This is a genomic window from Paenibacillus terrae, assembly GCF_000943545.1.
GTDB classification, from domain to species: Bacteria; Bacillota; Bacilli; order Paenibacillales; family Paenibacillaceae; genus Paenibacillus; species Paenibacillus terrae_A.
Genome location: NZ_JTHP01000001.1, coordinates 52,762 through 71,937 on the forward strand (window position 1 = coordinate 52,762; position 19,176 = coordinate 71,937).

A 19,176-nucleotide genomic window follows, 5' to 3' on the forward strand; every position below is an offset into this window, starting at 1 on the left:
CCCTCCTCTCATCTAACTAGTATAATCATTCTATATAATGGCTTTTTTAAAAGAAAAATACAATAACATGTCATAAAATGTAATTAATTTTGGAGTGATAAGGTAAGAGTTAATGCGCATATTAATTTCAAAAACCAACCAATGACCAATAAAACCTATCCTTTGACCTAAAGGAAATGGCAATGCAAGCTTGTTAAAAGCTTTGTAAGGTTAGCTATCTAGGAGAGGGGATTCATTTATAGGGGATTATTGAACATTTGCGTAGAAAAACAGAAATCGTGTGATATAATTATTATTGAAATAATTACCATTGATAAAAAATTTATGTATTTCGATAATGCAAGATGTATACACCTCCTATCTACTTCAATAGTGCATAGGAATTTGTATAAATATCATTTAACAAGGTATCTAAGCTACTTGTTTGGAGAGGAGTCTTGGCTGTGAAAATGTAGTAACATACGAAGCAAGATCAATCGAGAGAGTGACCGGGTCAAGGGCAGGGAAAATGCCACCTAAGACCGAATGTGGGCATCAACCGGTCAAGAAGGGAGGGGATATAAGTGCCTGGATAATGAGATGATGGATCACCTACTTTTTTTCATCATGATCCTTCCAATAAAAAAAATACAAAGGAAAATTAAGATCAGTGGGAATAAGTAAAAAGCATCATAAAAACCTATGAAATGGTTGGCTTATAAAAAATGTTTTTAAATGAAAAAAATAGTATATATTGAGTTTATATCAAAATATATGTTGTTTTTTTCATATGAAAAGCGTACATTTATGGATGTACTTAAAATAGAAAAGGAGGAATTTTTATGAAAATATTAAAGGCTTCAATGGTTTCGGCCTTGATAGTGAGTCTTGCAGCATTCCCTGTTTCTGCTCTTGCGAATCCCGTTACAGAATCTGCAGATTTGGTAAGCCAATCACTAAATGTGACCCATTTTGAAGGCAATAAGGTATCGAGTGACAGGATATCTTCAATTGTTCAAACTGCAAAAGGTGCCCTGCAACAGGAAAAAAACTCGAAAACAAGTCTAACAGTAACAAATACAACTTATGATAACACTACATACAATTATGTTACTTTTGATGAACAGCATATTTACTTTTATGAGGAATCAGCTAACTCAAAGCCTGAGCTTATTATTACAGATAATGATCAAAGTAAAAGCCTTATTAATGAGGTTGCTTCTGAATTGAAGGAAAAAGAACTAAGTTCTAGGGTGACGCCACAAGTTCAATCTGATTTCATCGATGACGGAGTAGGTGGTAAGATAACAATCTCCCAAACTGGTTCACCTGGAAGTTATCTTAGTACTAAGCTAGCTATACCGACGACTTCTCAAGTTAGTAGTGATTTAGCACGTTATTCTCCTTATAACTATGGAGGATTTGAGTACAGCTCGGGTGCTTCAGGTGGGGTCGGTTCATGGGCTGCTGATATGGGTTTATCTTATTATAACAATTTAGGACCTAATTCAAACCAATGGGGATGGAAGCCGATAATTATACTTAAAAAGAAGACACAGCCTACTAAGGACGGTTGGACTCAATATGCAAGCAATCTATTTCCAGATTCCAATAATTTAGAGGGACAATATAAAAATGGCTACAAGCCCGGAACTGACGCAATTTTGTATATTTGGTATAATAATGATGGTAAAGTAAGATTGAAAGTTGATGGTACGACTATTAGTCCAACTAGACAAGGTACTACTTTGTCGGATACACATAATATTACTATTATCGATTCTAATGCTAGTTGGAATATTCCACAAATATCAGCTTGGAAACTGTTATCAACAGTAGTTTCAAGTGATAATACAGGGAGAAACAAGGCAATTTATTCTAGTATTAAGATAAATGGTAATGATGTTGCTAATAGTTATTTTTCAACTCCACAAGAGGATCATGCAACTGTAAGTCGTAGTGGAAACACTGTAACAATTAATGTTCAGTAAGTGTTTTTAACTAATACATTTTGTGGCATTAGATACTCGCTAATGCCACAAAATTTTTTGGGAGGTTTGAGAGGAATGAGAATAAAAAAAATGTTACCTGTACTAACGCTCTTGATGACGTTAATGTTAGCGGGTACTAGTATGGTCCATGCATCATTGGAAAAACCTGATGTCTATGTAAATAATCAAAAGTTGGATATATCTGCTGGAATGGGATCAGCAGGAGTTACTTATGTTCCTTTTAGACCCATCTTTGAAAAATTCAATATGAAAGTAACTTGGGACAAAGACAAAAAGTCAGTAACTGCAACTAATGGAAGCACAACTATTGTATTAACGCACAATTCTTATGAGGCATACGTCAATGGAAAAAAAGAGAAGTTAATAGCTCCTCCGTTTCTTGATCCTACTGATGGACTTTTCAATGTAAATCTACGTTTTGTAGCTGAAACCTTGGGCGCAAAAGTCACTTGGGCAAAAAAGGGGAATGATGCTGCAATATATATTGAGGACTCAAATATAAATAAAAATTAATTGAGTATGCGATCACTATTAAATTTATCAAACGAACTGAAATCCTTTAAAATAAGGGTTTTTCTTTATTTGCGGTAATATGAAAAAGTATTAACTTTATGTAAGGAAGAATCCTGCAGGGTTCTTCCCTTTTTCTGTGAAAATCTAAACGCTCAGATGAATCTGAACTATACACTCTACTTTATCTCTCTGGATGATCTACTTTTCTCATCATGATCCTTCCAATAAAAATAAATACAAAGAAAAATTAAGATCAGTGGGAATAAGTAAAAAGCATCATTAAATCCTGCGGAATGGGTGACTCTTAAATAGTATAAAAGCCAAAACATAGACATGCTTGATATTAAAGCAATGGTACCGCTTAGGGAATACATGTATATCTCTCCTTTATGAAGTGTGATAAAACGCCTGTAAAACAGATGTTAATGTTATCATTATAATGTAAATATATGACGAGAAGGAAATATCATGAAAAAAATAGCGATTATTATTTCTGCTTTACTGCTTTTTGTTGTAGGTACACCTAACATTTACGCAGCACAAAATGATGCAGCAGTACCTCATCCTGATAAGATTTCGGCGAATATATCCACTACAGCGTCCCAAGATGCTGGTACAACAACTACTAATGACCATGTCATAACTCGGCAAAGATCAAGAGATGTTTTTAATGACACGTTCGACAGAAAGGATCCGGTATCACGTTTTGTATTAGATCGTGGATACGGGCATCTTGAAATTTATGTGAAAAACAAAGGTAATTCAACCATTACTTTTAGCCTGGTGCATACGGATAGTGGAAAACAATACATTACTAAGAGAGTGGGCGCTGGTGGTGAATTGTCCTGGAAAAGCTTAGATTCTTTTTCACAAGGGCTACGCTCAGGAAATTATGAAATACAATGGAGAGCTGGCGGCGACGTTGTGCGTGTCTCAACATGGGGTGTGTCAGGTCAATACCCGAAAGATATTAGCTAATAAAACAAAAAATTCGGTAGTTGTATAATACAAAGATTTATTGTTAAGTAAAACGCGACAAGCGAAGCAAAAAGGAAAGCTTCAGGCCATTCGGTCCAAAGCTTTCCTTGCTTAGTTTATCTAAATACAAGGAGAAATAATCTATGAAAAAGAACAAATTATTGATTGCATCAGCCTTATCTGTTAGTTTGCTGGGGGCTGTTGCCATACCAAGTGCAATTTTTGCGGATTCAGATGTAACTGATTCTGCAAATATCCCCACTACTGCGACCCAAGATGCTGGTACAACAACTACTAGTGACCATGTCATAACTCCTCAGAGCGTGGGGAATTCTTTTAACTTTACTGTAGGGGGAAGTGCAACTGCACCGGGTAGCTTCGAGGTTCCTAAGGGTTTTGGGCATGTTAAATTGCGCATTAGGAACTATGCTAATGCCCCGGTTGACTTTACTGTACAGCACAACGATTCTGGCAAAGTGTATGTTGACGGCCAGACAGTCAGAAAAAACAGTGAAACTGTTTGGAGAAGTACCGATGCAGGAATTTCGGACGGCTTGCGTTCTGGACGATATACAATTCAGTTCCGCGGTGGTACAAACAAAGTTAATGTGGAAATTTGGGGCGTAGCCGGTTCATTGCCTTCGGACGCAAAATAATAGCTGACCTAAACAAAGAAAGCTCTGGGCCTCAGGTCTGGAGCTTCTTTGCTAAAGTGAATGTTAAATGTCTGTTTAATAGAGAAAGTGTTCATACTGTCTATAATATATATTAATTTCAAAAACCAACCAATCACCAATAAAATCTATCCTTTGACCTAAAGGAAATGGCAATTCAAGCTTGTTAAAAGCTTTGGAGGGTTAGCTATCTAGGAGAGGGGATTCATTTATAGGGGATTATTGAACATTTGCGTAGAAAAACAGAAATCGTGTGATATAATTATTATTGAAATAATTACCATTTATAAAAGATTATAATAACAATGCAATATATTTATAATGTGGTTTCATATGCAATTTTCTTCACTCTACTTTTTGCTCGATTACATAAGATTACATACTCACATGTTTATTAGCGTTGTTAGTCGCTTTTTTTGTGATTTTCTATGCAAAAAAAGTTTCTATAAAATAATATTATTGGAGGAATAATCTATGAAAAAGAAAAGTATTGCAATGTTTGCTCTATCAGTAGCTCTATTTTCTGTTCCAGTTGTATCTGTTGCAAATGCTGAGGTAACTAATTCTAATATTGCTGTTAGTGAGTCAGCTACTTCACAGCCCGAAGTAGTTAAAGCCTACATAACTACAGAGAGTGGTTTGGAAGAAATCTCGTTAAATGAGTATCAAAAACTCCTTTCTCAAGAACAGCCACAGACAGTCACAGCTCAAGTTTATGATAGCGAAAATAGGATTAGCCCAATGGCTGATACTGGCCTTGACTTTGTTTCTAAGCGTAAATTAATTCAGTCCTTATATTATCCTAGCCAATTACAAGTAGATCAGAAAACCGATATAACTGACTATATTAAAAATTCAAGTAAAACTACCACATTAACGCAAATGGTAGGTTGGTCAAAAAGTTTTTCGTGGAGTGCGAATATGACCATTTCCACTAAATGGAATGACGCAGTAACTCAAGTTCTAGGAGGTGGCTGGTCGACTACTGAAACCCATCTTTATAATAGTTCTCTAACTGTTAAGCCTGGATATCAAGCGAAACTACAATTCACCCCTATTTATAAAGTACTTACAGGGGACCTAGTTGGTTATAATTATGTGGGCACGGTATTAGAGCGTATCAAAAATGTTACCATTAAATCACCTGTTAAACTTGCGGGTGGTAAAGTACAAGGTGTAGTCACAGTAGTAGAAAGAAGGCTCTAGTACTTTAAGTTATAATGTAAAAGAAGAAGGCCTAGGCCTTCTTCTTTTTTTTCAAATATCCATATTCACTTATAATTAAGTAAGCTACTCCAATAATCAAAGCCATTACGGCAAAAACTTTTAAAGAACCAAACGGAGCATAAAAAGGATTTAACTGCCCGGCTCCTATAATTGCTGCACAAAGATAATAAGAAGAATACAACATAGCAGATATAAAACAAAATATTGTTCCTGTCACAGCCCTATTCATTGTTTGTTCATCCTCCTTTATAATATTTTGAAATCTGTCCAAAAAATATAAACATGATTATTATAATCCAAAAAGTTACACACATCAACTTTTGGAGATTATCAGTAGTCCTCACACCTATTGACCCTCTCAATCATCCTGACAGAATCAAAACGAAGGATGGATTGTTTGTAAAAAAACTTCAGTCAAAATGAAGTAGTTTATGGTCAGTCAACAGATGAGGAAACGCAAGAGAGGATCATCTACAAGAAAAAAGATGGAACCTTGCTACTGTGTAAGGAAGAATCCTACGGGGTTCTTCCTTTCAGTGGGAATAAGTAAAAAGCATCATTATAGCCTACAGAATGGCTGACTCTCAAATCGTATAAAAGCCAAAACATGGACATGCTTGCGATCAAGGCTATAGTGCCACTTATTGAATATATGTATATTTCTCCTTTCAATTCCGATTTCATGTTTACGAAGAGAAGAGGTAGGCTTTATTTCTTATGTATATCCGTTCTACTTCATTTGCGATGATGAAACTGGAAGAATATTTAAGTAATAGCCTCAATTCAGCGTCCAAAATGGGCTATAGTCTCTATAATGCTTTTTTAATTTCATGTAAAATGTAATGATTACCAAATTGGACAGCGATGGAGGGAAACATGAAGGATTTGAAAGATCGTTTACATACGATCCGCCAAGAGCAGAGCAAGCTGCTTAAGGAATACCAGACGTTAATTGCGGACTATGAAGCCTCGGATGTCATTCTGGAGAATGAGGTGCTACGGAAGAAATTTGAGGATGTTCAGGCCCGCTGCCTTCGTCTGGAAGAACGGGTACAACATATTGAGCAGGAAAATGGAAAGCTGCGCACGGCGTTGACGGAGCAAATGCTGAGCGAGAAGGCCAATATGATCCGCATCTCGCGTGAAAAGCTGGAAACCTATTTTGCTTCCAGAACAGCAGAAGGGACGAACCGATTGACTGCCTTTGAGTACGGGGCTAAAAATCGTGTAGACCAGCTTATTCAGCAAAGCACTCATGAGCTTAAAGAGGATCAGGACGAGATCGTGGCCAGATTGCGGCAGTTCGCGGAGGAAATCCGTGATCGGATCATGGAGCAACGCCGACGCTTCCAAGAGGCTGAGCAAAACTTGCTTCATCATACGGCGAACGGGCTGGATCAGCTTCAAGAAGAAGAAATCAGCGAAGAAACGATGCAAAAGCGCATGAAGCAGAATCAGTTCGAAATGAAGCTGGGCTTGAACTGGATCAACAAGCTGGGGATTTTGCTCATTATTTTAGGCGTAGGAGCTGCCTTTAAATATTCATATTCCAACTGGTTTACAGGAAATATGAAGGGCGTAGCCTTCTTTCTGTTAGGAGCGCTGATGCTGGGCGGCGGCGAGTGGTTGTACCGCAAACAGAAGCAGACCTTTGCGCTCGGAATATTGGGCGGCGGTATTTCGGTGCTGTACGGGTCGATTTTTTACAGCTACTTCTTACTGGAAATTATAGGGATGTATACAGGCATTGGTCTATCCGTGCTGGTTACAGTGACTGCTGTGCTGCTGTCGTTAAGGTATGAATCCCGAACGATTTGTTCTTTTGGATTGGTAGGGGGATATCTCCCGTTGTTTTCCTACATGGCGGCGAACGGGCTGGAAGGGAACTCGGTTTACATCGCCATGGGCTACCTGTTCCTGCTGAACCTGCTGATTCTGCTTGTATCCTTCCGCAAACGCTGGGTCGTCGTGCAATATATCAGCTTTCTGCTGAATACACCCCTGATGATTGTACTGGTATGGTTGTCGGATAGCACGACTGCAAGCATGTTGTATGCAGTTATTACATTTGCAATGTACCTCGGGATGACGCTCTGGGTGCCGTTCCGATTAAAAGAAAAGCTATCCTGGCTGGATTTCTCCCTGCTGGCTCTGAACACAGTCGTAAGCTGTACCGTGCTGTACTCTCTGTTCGACGATGCGGGCCTGGATGATTACAAAGGCTTGCTGGCACTCGTCTTTTGCCTGGTGTATGGGGGCTTGGCGCAATGGGTCAGCAGATTTATTCCGGAAGAGAAACAGACAAAGGTATTGTTTTATGCCACCTCCTTGACCTTCGCCATTCTAATGGTTCCGTTCCAGTTTGGAGTCAAATGGCTGTCGATGGGCTGGCTAATCGAGTCCGTTCTCCTGACGTTGTATGGAAACCGTTATCGGTTGAAGGAATTGGAGCGGGCGGGCTGGGGCATTTTATTACTGTGTCTGGGTGCTTTCTTTTTCGTCGATTTTCCTATATATCTGCTGTCGGGATTTGAGACGGATTATTTTGGGCTCAAATACACGCTCATTACGCTGGGGATGCTGATCGTTACCGTCTTTTATGCGATTCAATTCGGCCGTCCAGATGCATTCAAAAACATTCGTCTGTACGAGATGCGTATCATGCAGGGTTTTAAATATGTGACGCTGGTGAACGTGTATGGTTATTTGCTGTATGAAGCCGGGCACTGGTATAACATCATCGTACCCGAAGGATTCACACACTATTCCTTTTACAAAGCGCTGTTGTACACCTGTGTATCGCTGGTTTTGGCTTACTCCTTGCCTAAAGTGAAGCTGCTGTATGATCAAGTGATTAAATACTACAGCTTGGTGCTGTATGTCATCGGCTATGCGTTGGGGCTGCTGGTTACCGTGGCCATTCCAACCTTGCATGACAATTATGCGCAAAATACGGCTGCCGATTATGTGGCGTTGGTGGTGCTGGCTGCCTTCAATGTCCTGGTATTTTTCAGCAGCAGGGATTTCCTGAACGCACTGATGACCCGACATTATCGAAGCACGGAGCTGTATCCCGTTATCATGGGCGTATATTTGCTGGGTGTGATTACCGCATTCCTCGGGGTTCAGTTCCGTCTGGGAGATGCCGGGCTTGTATTCAGTTTGATGTATCTGTTGCTGGCCATTTTGTATATTGTCTATGGTTTCCGTAAACGGGTGGTCTACATTCGCAGATTTGGTCTGGGACTAACTTTGTTATCGACAGGTAAGCTGCTGCTGTATGACCTGCATCTGTTAACGACGGGAAGCACCATCGTAGCTTACTTCTCTTTTGGTGTGATATTGTTGGCGATTTCGTATATTTATCAAAAAGTATCGAATCGCATGGGAGAGGCCATTATAAAGAAGGATGTTGAAGGAAAAATGTAGTTTTTTGTAGGATTATATAGATATCCGACAATATGAAAATAAATTCGATAATAGTGAGAAATTTTGTATGACCTTACATCCTACTTACGCTATAATGAGTAAAAATTATTTATGTACGCATGCTTATGTTTATGCGGAAGTAGAGAGAATGAGGGGGATACAATGAGTTTGAGCAAGGGGCAGAATAGCCTGAACGATAAAAATGAACGCTTCTCGTCAGCCGGGTTCATATTGGCAGCGATCGGGAGTGCGGCAGGACTCGGAAACATTTGGAAATTTCCATATATTACTGGACAGTATGGTGGGGCGGCATTTTTCATGCTGTTTATCGTCTGTCTGTTGCTTGTAGGTTTACCTGTATTGCTGGCTGAGCTGGCGCTTGGTCGAGCGGGCCGGGGTAGTGCTGCTTCTGCTATGGTCAAAGTAGGCGGTCATCCGATTTGGGGTAAGATGAGCATCATGTTTGTTATCGTGCCGTTTGTTATTTTATCGTTCTATGCCATTGTAGGAGGCTGGACACTGCATTATGCTGTAGAGGCATTTAGCGGAAATCTGTTTTCAAATAAGGATTTTGCTGGACAGTTCGCTTCTTTTTCTTCCGGCTACGCTCCGTTGGTTTGGCTGTTAGTCGTTTTTGCATTTACGGCAGTCGTGGTTACCCTTGGAGTATCGAACGGGATTGAAAAGTTCAATAAAATTTTGATTCCTGCCAAGGTTATTCTGTTGCTCGTGTTAATGATAAATGCTCTTATGCTGCCAGGCTCTGGTGCGGGTGTATCCTTCTTTCTGAATCCTGACTTTTCTAAGCTTAGTATAGAGTCTGCATTGGTTGCTTTGGGACATGCTTTCTTCTCGCTCTCACTGGGGATGGGGATTATGGTCACGTACGGTGCTTATGTGGATCGTCGCCAATCGCTGGGTGGAGCCATGCTGGCAGTTGGTGGCGGGGATTTAATTTATGCGTTTATCGCAGGTATGATTATTTTCCCTACAACCTTCTCCTTTGGTATTAACCCGGCTCAAGGGCCGTCTCTGGTCTTTATTGCTTTACCGGCTGCGTTCTCTGCCATGCCTTTCGGCGCTTTCTTCGGCGGTTTGTTCTTTGTACTGCTGGCGGTTGCTGCATTAGGTTCTATGGTATCCTTGCTGGAAGTACCCGTAGCCTATGTTATGGAACGGTTCCGTTGGAGCCGGGTTCGCTCGGTTATCGTCGTATCTGTCCTGTGCCTGTTGCTGGGTATCCCTTCTGCATTGTCCATGGGACTGGTTCCGGAATTAAAAGTTGGCGGCAAATCATTCTTCGATTTCGTTGACTTCACAGCATCCAACATCTTCTTGCCATTAGGCGGCTTGTTGATTGTTATATTCACAGGCTACTATTGGAAGACTGCGGGTGAGCAGGCGAATCTCAAACCCTTCTGGTTCCGCATATGGCTGTTCGGCCTTCGGTATATTGCGCCGATCCTGATGTTGCTGGTATTCCTGCATACCTCAGGCATCATCAAATTTTAAGCTAAAATCAACAAAAAGGCATTTTCTTCCCAAGGGAAGAGATGCCTTTTTTTGTATATCTATCAGTGGTTACCTAACTGTGGAAAGGAGTGATATAATAAAAACATTGTCATTAATTTTAACTCCATTGAAATCATTACGAATATGAAGTTCTATATAATGAACGAAAAGGCTACAGAGCATCGCACAAAACGATGTGCAGGAGAGGGAAAGGGCAGAAGAGCATTGAAACAGACAGGGAACTTGAATTTGCATGAAGGATGGCGGCTTAAATGAAGTCTAATCCGTTGCCATCACAACGTCGGTATATGCCGGGACTGGACGGGTTAAGAGCGCTGGCGGTCATCGCAGTCATTGTGTATCATCTGAATCCGGATTGGTTGCCGGGAGGCTTGTTGGGTGTAGGCGTTTTTTTTACGTTATCGGGGTATTTAATCACAGATATTCTGGTAAGTCAGTGGGATACATATCATAGTTTTAAAATGAAAGATTTCTGGTTGCGTCGGGCCAGAAGGCTGCTGCCTGCCATGCTGACGGTTGTAGCCGTCATTGTCCTGTGCTCGTTGTTTTTCGATCCGTCACGGCTTACGGCCTTGCGCGGAGATGTACCTGCTGCATTGGTATATATGAGTAACTGGTGGTTTATTTTTCATCAGGTATCGTATTTTGAAAGCTTTGGACCACCTTCGCCGCTCGGACATCTGTGGTCGCTGGCGGTGGAGGAACAATTCTATATCCTGTGGCCGTTAATGCTGGCGCTTGGGCTGAAATATATGCCCAAGCGTATTGTACTCGCAGGCTGGGTAACTTGCCTAGCGTTGATCTCTGCGTTGCTGATGGCAGTAATTTATGTGCCCGGAACTGATCCCAGCCGGGTGTATTATGGCACGGATACACGCGGATTCGCCCTGCTGATTGGTGCGGCGCTGGCTTTGGTATGGCCTAGCGGCAAGCTGAAAGGGCAAGCGTCTGCCAAGGCGCGCTTGTTCCTGGATGGTATTGGGGCTGTAAGCTTGCTGCTGCTGTGTCACTGGGCATGGGCCTCGAATGAATATGACCCGTCTTTGTATCGGGGGGGCTTGCTGGGCATAGCTTTGGTCACTGCTATTGTGGTCGCTGCGTTAGCGCATCCGGTGAGCCATCTCGGAAAGCTGCTTGGACTCAAGCCGCTGCGCTGGATCGGCGCACGTTCCTACGGGCTATACCTGTGGCATGTTCCGGTTATCACCCTGACGACACCGCAGGTGGATACCGATGGGGTGCATGTGCTGCGAATCATTTTACAACTGTTAGCAACCATATTACTTGCGTCTCTCTCATATAAATATATCGAGGAGCCGATCCGGCACGGAGGGTTTCGCCACTGGATCGCGGGCATCCGTACAGCGGTTCGCAGACAGGCACACTGGAGATGGATGCCTGCAACCGCAGCATCTGTGCTTTTTATAGGAGTTCTTATAGGCACCATTCATCTGTACGTGGCGTCTACTGACGCAATCACGCAGGCAGCGGGGAACGATGAGATTCTAAGCGGGAAGACAGTGCCACCGCTTCACGGAACCGTATCTGTGGCTTCGAAGGAGCCGAAAGCCAAGCCACAAGTATCCGGGGGCGGCAAGGTGCAGGACGCAGCTAAGGTCCAAGCTCTAGCCCAAACGCCAAAGAATGCGGAGACTAAGGCTGGCACTACGGATGGGGCTAAGGTTCAGTCGGATATTTCGACCCAACAGCAACAGGCAACGCCTAGTGCAGATGTTGGCGCAGGTGTGACCGCAATTGGCGATTCTGTCATGCTGGATGTGCAGGCGTACATTCAGCAAGCTTTTCCAGGCGCTGTTGTAGACGGGCGCATCGGACGACAGATGGCGGAAGCGCCTGCTGTGCTGGAGCAGTTGAGACAGAATGGACAGCTGGGGAAGACAGTCATTATTGAGCTGGGCACAAACGGCGCTTTTACCAAGGATCAATTGACCGATTTGCTCGCCAGTCTGAAGGATGCGAAGCGTATTATCCTCGTGAATACCCGTGTCCCGCGTCCGTGGGAGAGCATCGTGAACAAGCATCTTGCAGAAGCTGCGTCCCAGGATACACGGATTACGATGATCGACTGGTACGGAGCCAGCTCTGGCAAAAACTCGTATTTTGAACATGACGGAGTTCATTTGAAGCCCAAAGGCGCCAAAGCCTATGCATCTTTGTTGGCTCAGGTTTTGACAAAGCAATCTTAAATAGCAATCGTTGTCAGGTAGCTGTGATGCACAAATATCACGGCTCCTTTTTATTTTATTGAGCTATTTCAGTTGGTTTCCTCTATCTTAAATATGAATTGTTATTTATATTTTCGTCATAACTATTCTAATTTTAGAAATCGGGTAGTGAAGCGGGTTTTCGTTGGTGTGACAAGGATCGACGGAATATGACAATTTTCAGGGGATTCCACTTGTGATTTTTGAAGCCTAAAGGGTAACAATTCTTTGCTTATTTGGCTACAATTTTTCAATTTTCATTCTACTTATTTATGGTAAGGTTACGAATATGCCTAATTTCGGGAAATATTATTTTGGTGGGGGTACATAAGCTAATGGAAAAGAGTTACACACATAGCAGAACAAGAGAGCATCGCTTGAAGAGAAACAAAAGAAGATTGCTATTCGTTGCTATTTTATTATTCGTGATCGGTTGTATTACGCTCATTGTGCTAAAGGTGTCAGATAGCAAACCACCAGCCCAAACAATGGAGCAAGCTAAAAAAACAGATACCGTATCCAATGCCAAACCAACAGGTAAACCGACTGCCGAATCGAATGGTAAAGTTGCTTCACAAAAAGACGATGCCGGAGTTGAAGATGGTGCCTTTGTTGAGAAATATTTAAACCAACAAATGCTGGGGCAGAAGCCTGATGGAGCCGATGGTAAAAAAGTAGCTTATTTATCTTTTGATGATGGGCCATCCGTGACGGTAACACCTGAAATATTAGATATTCTGAAAAAACAGAAGGTAAAGGCAACCTTTTTTGTCGTAGGAAAGGAAGCCGATGAAAATGAACATACGAAGAATATCATCAAAAGAATTGTTGCAGAAGGTCACGCTATAGGAAACCATACGTATTCACATAACTATAAGTATCTATATCCCCACAAGGCTGTAAGTACGGACAACGTTATGAAGGATATTGAAAAGAACAATCAGGTATTAAAAAGCATTCTGGGACCGGACTTCTCGACAAGAATGATCCGATTCCCGGGAGGCCACATGACGTGGAAGAAAAAAGATCCAAAGGGTATGGCCGCATTAGATGCAGCTTTACTAAAAAAGGATTACCACCAAGTGGATTGGAATGTATTAACTAAAGATGCAGAGGGACGACACAAGAAAGCGGCTGGACTCATAAACCAATTCATGAAGTCTGTAAAGGGTCGAGAAAAAGCCGTGATCTTAATGCATGATACCTATGGCAAGGAAGAAACTGCAAAGGCTTTACCAGTCATCATAGAATATTTAAAAAAACAGGGATATGAATTTAAGATTATGAAGTGAATATATGTTTAGGTTGCTTCCTTTTCGAAAACTACTTATACTATAATTAGAGAAGTAAAGAAACAAAGAAAATTTGTTTCTCGGAATAGAATGGGTGGAAAAGGGGGAGTATACTATGGTAATAGCTAATGAGGCGGTGGAACGAGTGGAATGGAAACGTGCGCGTGTCTCGCAAAAACGCCAAGTCACAATACCTCAAAAACTGTATGAACAGGCTGGAATTAAGGATGAAGTGGAATTCGGGATCAAAGGAAATAACATCATTATTCGTCCTGTACGTGAAAATACTGCGAATGACAATTTTTCTGATCTTATCTTAGCTGATCTCATTAAGGAAGGGTACAAGGATCAGGAACTGCTTCAAAAATTCCGTGAAAGACAGGCTGAGCTTCACGGGGCTGTAAAGTCATTAATTGCTGAATCCGGAGAGGCTGCCCGTAATTTTAAATCTGGCGATGATGATACGGATGAACTATTTGGCGATGTGGTGGAGGATTAAATGCTTCCAGTCACATACTTAGGTCCTGCAAAACGATATTTTAAAAAGCTTTCTGAAAGACCGTTAAAGTCAGCCTACCTGGATGCTATTACAGCCATACGACTTGATCCCTCCATTGGAGAGCACAAAACAGGTGATCTAAGCGGAACTCTTGGCTACAATGTATTTTATAAAGGTACCAATTATGAAATTGCGTATCGGCTAGAAGAAAATGAGGAAGGCGAACTCATTGTAGTCATATTGGCCGGTTCCAGAGAAAATTTCTATGAAGAACTCAAGCGTTACTTGAAAAGCTGAAAACTTTAGATTTCAAAGAAAAAATGATAGATAACAAGAAAAGGACGAGGGCCATTGGCCCCGTCCTTTTCTATTGTAGAAGATTACATTTCGTCCGCTTTAGAGCCGTTCCGCTTCAGCCATCGCCTGAATGAAGGCTCCGATACCTTTGGGATCGTTCGTCACAATCGGCTCGCTGATATAGTAAGTGAAGGTGCCGTCCCGACGATCTTTACCGCCCAAACCGCTTACTTGCACCGTTTTGTTCAGATTCACGAGTCCTTCTTCGGTAATCGTGATAAATTCATCAATAATACCTTTACGGATGATTTCTGCCTCTTGACGATAATGCTCTGGCAGATAACCTTTGCGAACGCCTTTGGCGATCGCATAGAGAATCATGCAGGAAGCGGAGGCTTCCAAATAGTTGCCTTTCACATGGCCCAGGTTGAGCACCTGATAAAAGACTCCACTTTCTTTATCACGTACTTTCAGCAGAGCTTCCAGTGTTTCCGTCAGCATATCGAGCAAGGCAGGGCGATCTGCGTGATCTTCTGGAATATAGTCCAGCACGTCAACGAGTGCCATAACGAACCAGCCGATAGAGCGTCCCCAAAAGTTCTTGGAGCAGCCTGTTTGCGGGTTGCACCATGGCTGTTCAAGCTTCTCATCCCAAGCGTGGTAGAGCAGGCCCGTTTGAGGATCACGCGTATGTTCGTAGCAGAGCTTGAATTGCAAGGTAACATCGTCAAACTCTGACGGATCTCCAAATTCGCGGATAAATTCAGCGTAGAACGGGGCACCCATGTACAAGCCGTCCAGCCAAATTTGATACGGATAAATTTGCTTATGCCAGAATGCGCCCTCGCTTGTGCGAGGGTGTTTTTCCAACTGACTGCGTAATTGGTAAGCTGCCTTTTTATATCGTTCGTCTCCTGTGGCACGATACAGAGAGAAGAGCAGCTTTCCGTTATTCACGTGGTCAATATTGTACTCATCTGCTTTATAGCGCTGAATCACGCCATTTTCGTCAACAAAATGATCCATATGTTTTTTTACAAATTCCATATACTTGGGATCGCCTGTCAGTTCGCCAACCCATTCCAGACCTCTGTAAATAACGCCGTGGTCATATTCCCATTTTTCGTAAAACTCCGGACTCCGCTGTAGAACAGAATCGCTCATACGTACAGCCCAAGAATCTGTTTTTGTAGGATTGGTTGTCGGTTGTGATGTTGGATTTGCCATGATACAGTCACCTCTATGGAAAATATTTGATTGGTAATCGTTGTTTGTGCTTACATGGAAGGCGTATGTGATTTAGGGTCAGCAGGTTTGTTCTTGAAACCTACATTATTGTTGCCCCAGCACCGATCGTAAGTAAAACCTGTCAGATCCTCGAATACCTTTCGAGCTTCCGGTTTGGCTGACTTCATGGAGCCGCCGTTTTTGAGACGATCAATTTCGGTAATCAGCTTCTTGTGACTGTCAATGTCCAGCTTCATGACGACAGACGCAATCATACCGATAATCGCCAAAACGATGGTTCCAACGACGAGCACGTAAAATATAGCATGCTGAGCGGCAATCGGCTGACTATCAGCCCCGGATACGAATCCGAAATGCTGTAACACCCAGCCAAGTATGAAGACGACGACGGCTCGAACCATTTTACCTGCGAAAGTCATCATACCTGCATAAATTCCTTCCCGGCGACGTCCAGTCAGTGCCTCATCTACATCAGCAAGGAACGTATATTGATTCCAGGGAATATAGTAGACCCCGCCTGTACCAAGACCCATAAACAGTGTGATGACATATAGCCATACCATCGTATTGGAGGCTCCCGTTATATAGAGCAGGCCGTAACCCGCTACGCTAAAGCAAACGACGACGAGTGCGGCGATAAAAGGCATACGGAACCCTTTGCGCACACAGAACTGGATGAAGAAATAGGTGGAAATTAATTGAATGACAGAGTTAAAGCTATTCAGATTAGATACCATCTCCGAGCTTTGGAACAGGGAAAACACAATAAAGTACGTAAAGGCAGAAGTGAACAGCCACTCGGCTGAAAAGCCGCCCAGATACATGCCCAGATGATGACGGAACGTCTTCACCCGGAAGGTAGAGGAAATGTCAATAAACAGCTTTTTCATGGAATCTATAAAGGAAAGCGGAGCTTCACCTTCCAGTTCCTTTTGCAGTTCCTCCGTAGGGCGTTCCCAAGAGTTTTTGTACAAAAATGCCATCGCAATGAGCAAGATACCTGCAAACACGAGTCCGGTATAAAAGAAGGGCAATGGAGAGTCTTTGCCATACTCAGCGATAAAGCGACCTGGGATAAAAGCGGCGGCAAAATTGGCAATTTTACCAAACATGGCCTTCCATCCGGTCAATCTGGAGCGCGCGCCGAAGTCCCGGGTCATCTCTGAGGCGAGTGCTTCATAGGGCACCATGACAGAGGTATACACCAGTTCAAACAGCACGTACGTACTTAGGTAATACCAGAAACCCAACCCATCTACCCAAAGCAACGGATACACGAGCATCAGTGGAATACCCATCATAATGAAAAAACGGCGTCTGCCGAATTTACGGCCCAGGCGGGTTCGATGAAAGTTGTCGCTAATAAAGCCCATGATCGGATTGCTGACTGCATCGATGATGCTGGCAACGGAGAAAATGGCTGCGGCCTGAACGGGAGACAGTCCGCAAAAGGTTGTATAAAAGTACATTAACCATGCGCCACTAATAGCAAGTGCACCGCTTCCCAGCATGTTGCCGCTTCCATAGGCGAGTGTATGTTTCATTGTGATTTTTTGTTCCATGATCTGTTCACCTCATATTTTGTCTGGTTATGAGGACTATCACCGGTCGCTATATTATGCTGAATGTCTATGTTGGTAGATGGGCCAGGCGTCCTGATTGGGTTGGGCTTTTAACGTGCCCCTATATTGTTGCCGCTCGGAGTGCCCGAGCCGATCAGATCGCTTCCTGAAGCCAGCTTGAGGAAGTTACCTAGCTGGATGGAACCGTCTGCACTTCTAGTAACGGAAGGAACGAGACTGACAAAGTCAGCGGCGCTGGCGAGAAGACCTTTCGCATTGGTGCTTTTTTTGCTTTTCCACCAGACGTTAGAATTGTCTTGATCGGTTCCACTGGTCTTATCACTGGCTGTTCCTTCAAAGGAAAGATTGTTAATAAATACGTGTTCACCCTTGTCAAAAGCAAAATTGCTTTCGCCATTGCTCCATGAGGTATTATTAGTCAGGGTAATGGAGCCGGGGTTGCTATTGTAGGTAAAGCCATGCTTTTTGTTCTGAAAGGCAATACTGTTTTTGACGATATGGTCGACCTTGATTTTGTCCCCGCCCAGCTTAAAACCATTGCCGTCACTGCTAGCGGTGGACGTTCCGTCAGAAGTCTGTCCGTTGTGGTGGGCGACACTGTTCAAGATCGTTACCGCTCCGATAGGTCCGGTTGCTGCTTTGGTAAACAAATCCCAACCGTCGTCAACGTTGTACGCAGCCAGGCAGTTATCGAACACATTGCCCGGTCCTACGGTCAGCTTGGCGGCAAATCCGTCGGCATCCTCACCGTTATCAGGATCAGCATTATCATGAGAGTAGGAGTTCAAGATAAGGTTGTTCGAAGGCCATTCACTGTTAGCTGCTGTGGTGGAGTAGCGTCCGAGCTGAAGACCGGTATCCCGATTATGGTGAGTTTCCACGTTTTCAATCCGGTTGTTGCTGCCGCCGATATAGATACCGTTATCCCCGGCACCCTTTACTTCAAGACCTTTTACCAGCCAATAGTCTCCGAAAAGCTGGAGTCCACGGTTAGCGGAGCCAAAGGCTTGACCCGAAAAATCAAGTACAGGCTTTTCACTGCCGTAAGCAACCAACCCTTTGAGGGAGCCATTGCTGCCATTATTTCCACGCTGAACGGTAATCGTTGAGGAATAGGCGTAGTTGCCTCCGCGCAGATAGATGGTTTTACCAGGAGCAATTTGTGTAAGTGCGGCTTCAAGAGTAGTAGGGCTGGATATGGTGCCTGGATTGGACACGTTACCATTTGGCGCTACATACAAGTCGCCTGCCGCCAGTGTGGTGGAGATAGCAGATGAATCCGTTGCACTGGCAGCCTCTTCTGAAAGGGAAGAAGAAGGAGCATTGGATGACGTATCTGCGTAAGCGGTTCCAATAAGAAAAGAAGAAGCGAAAACAAAAGAAACACCGAGCCTCAGAGCGTTAAACCCGTTTTTTGGACGTTCATTGCGTTTAAACATGTAAATTCCTCCTTATTTCATCTTTTATTTAAAAGAAGATAGCACTATAAAAGCGACTTATGCTGTCTTTCATGTGAAACGAGGACACCTCCTCGGGTGACGGCTTAACTGGCATAATGTCTAAAACGCTCTAAGAAGTATAAGCTCAGTTTAATATATGTTAACGTTTGCATCAACTGTTTTTTGATGATAATTTAATATTGTGAAAAAAAGTTCACACTTTTGTTTCAACTTTAAACACGGTTTTG

General features: G+C 42.8%; 15 protein-coding genes. 11 read left to right on the forward strand and 4 right to left on the reverse strand.

Annotated elements, in window-relative coordinates; translation table 11 throughout:
* Window positions 1-821 precede the first annotated feature (821 nt).
* From QD47_RS00265 to QD47_RS00290, 5 genes are all read left to right on the forward strand, one after another.
* Window positions 822-1,970, forward strand: a complete 1,149-nt coding sequence (locus QD47_RS00265) for a YrpD family protein (RefSeq protein ID WP_044644220.1) — start codon at window positions 822-824, stop codon at window positions 1,968-1,970.
* A 75-nt stretch (window positions 1,971-2,045) separates the two neighbouring features.
* The gene (locus QD47_RS00270) at window positions 2,046-2,504 is read left to right on the forward strand and encodes a copper amine oxidase N-terminal domain-containing protein (RefSeq protein ID WP_044644221.1); all 459 of its coding nucleotides are present in this window, start codon (window positions 2,046-2,048) and stop codon (window positions 2,502-2,504) included.
* Window positions 2,505-2,972: 468 nt separating this feature from the next.
* Window positions 2,973-3,482, forward strand: a complete 510-nt coding sequence (locus QD47_RS30375; protein ID WP_044644223.1) for a hypothetical protein — start codon at window positions 2,973-2,975, stop codon at window positions 3,480-3,482.
* Between the two features lie 143 nt (window positions 3,483-3,625).
* The gene (locus QD47_RS00285; protein WP_044644224.1) at window positions 3,626-4,138 is read left to right on the forward strand and encodes a hypothetical protein; all 513 of its coding nucleotides are present in this window, start codon (window positions 3,626-3,628) and stop codon (window positions 4,136-4,138) included.
* 492 nt (window positions 4,139-4,630) lie between these two features.
* On the forward strand, window positions 4,631-5,362 hold the full coding sequence (locus tag QD47_RS00290) for a hypothetical protein (RefSeq protein WP_044644225.1): 732 nt from the start codon (window positions 4,631-4,633) through the stop codon (window positions 5,360-5,362).
* A gap of 31 nt (window positions 5,363-5,393) precedes the next feature.
* Here the strand turns inward: QD47_RS00290 and QD47_RS00295 are convergent, their stop codons facing one another.
* Window positions 5,394-5,612 (reverse strand): hypothetical protein, encoded by a 219-nt coding sequence (locus QD47_RS00295; protein ID WP_044644226.1) that lies wholly within the window; start codon window positions 5,610-5,612, stop codon window positions 5,394-5,396.
* A 647-nt stretch (window positions 5,613-6,259) separates the two neighbouring features.
* On the opposite strand from QD47_RS00295, the gene QD47_RS00300 reads away from it, so the two are divergent.
* The 6 genes from QD47_RS00300 to QD47_RS00325 all read left to right on the forward strand — a co-directional run bounded on the left by QD47_RS00300 (window position 6,260) and on the right by QD47_RS00325 (window position 14,658).
* Window positions 6,260-8,812 (forward strand): DUF2339 domain-containing protein, encoded by a 2,553-nt coding sequence (locus tag QD47_RS00300; protein ID WP_044644227.1) that lies wholly within the window; start codon window positions 6,260-6,262, stop codon window positions 8,810-8,812.
* Window positions 8,813-8,974: 162 nt separating this feature from the next.
* A complete protein-coding gene (locus tag QD47_RS00305; protein ID WP_044644228.1) occupies window positions 8,975-10,324 on the forward strand; it encodes a sodium-dependent transporter in 1,350 nt (449 codons plus the stop codon).
* Window positions 10,325-10,596: 272 nt separating this feature from the next.
* Window positions 10,597-12,552 (forward strand): acyltransferase family protein, encoded by a 1,956-nt coding sequence (locus tag QD47_RS00310; RefSeq protein ID WP_044644229.1) that lies wholly within the window; start codon window positions 10,597-10,599, stop codon window positions 12,550-12,552.
* Between the two features lie 353 nt (window positions 12,553-12,905).
* A complete protein-coding gene (locus QD47_RS00315; RefSeq protein ID WP_044644230.1) occupies window positions 12,906-13,862 on the forward strand; it encodes a polysaccharide deacetylase family protein in 957 nt (318 codons plus the stop codon).
* Between the two features lie 115 nt (window positions 13,863-13,977).
* Window positions 13,978-14,361, forward strand: a complete 384-nt coding sequence (locus QD47_RS00320; RefSeq protein WP_044644231.1) for an AbrB/MazE/SpoVT family DNA-binding domain-containing protein — start codon at window positions 13,978-13,980, stop codon at window positions 14,359-14,361.
* Window positions 14,362-14,658 carry a type II toxin-antitoxin system RelE/ParE family toxin gene (locus tag QD47_RS00325; protein WP_044644232.1) on the forward strand — a complete coding sequence of 99 codons (297 nt, stop codon included), beginning with the start codon at window positions 14,362-14,364 and terminating at the stop codon, window positions 14,656-14,658.
* A 99-nt stretch (window positions 14,659-14,757) separates the two neighbouring features.
* Here QD47_RS00325 and QD47_RS00330 read toward each other — a convergent pair whose 3' ends face one another.
* The 3 genes from QD47_RS00330 to QD47_RS00340 form a co-directional block, all read right to left on the reverse strand.
* Window positions 14,758-15,885, reverse strand: a complete 1,128-nt coding sequence (locus QD47_RS00330; protein ID WP_044644233.1) for a glycoside hydrolase family 88/105 protein — start codon at window positions 15,883-15,885, stop codon at window positions 14,758-14,760.
* Between the two features lie 50 nt (window positions 15,886-15,935).
* Entirely contained in the window at window positions 15,936-17,468 is a 1,533-nt protein-coding gene (locus QD47_RS00335; protein WP_044644234.1) for an MFS transporter, read from the reverse strand.
* A 110-nt stretch (window positions 17,469-17,578) separates the two neighbouring features.
* Entirely contained in the window at window positions 17,579-18,928 is a 1,350-nt protein-coding gene (locus tag QD47_RS00340) for a right-handed parallel beta-helix repeat-containing protein (protein WP_044644235.1), read from the reverse strand.
* Window positions 18,929-19,176: the final 248 nt, after the last annotated feature.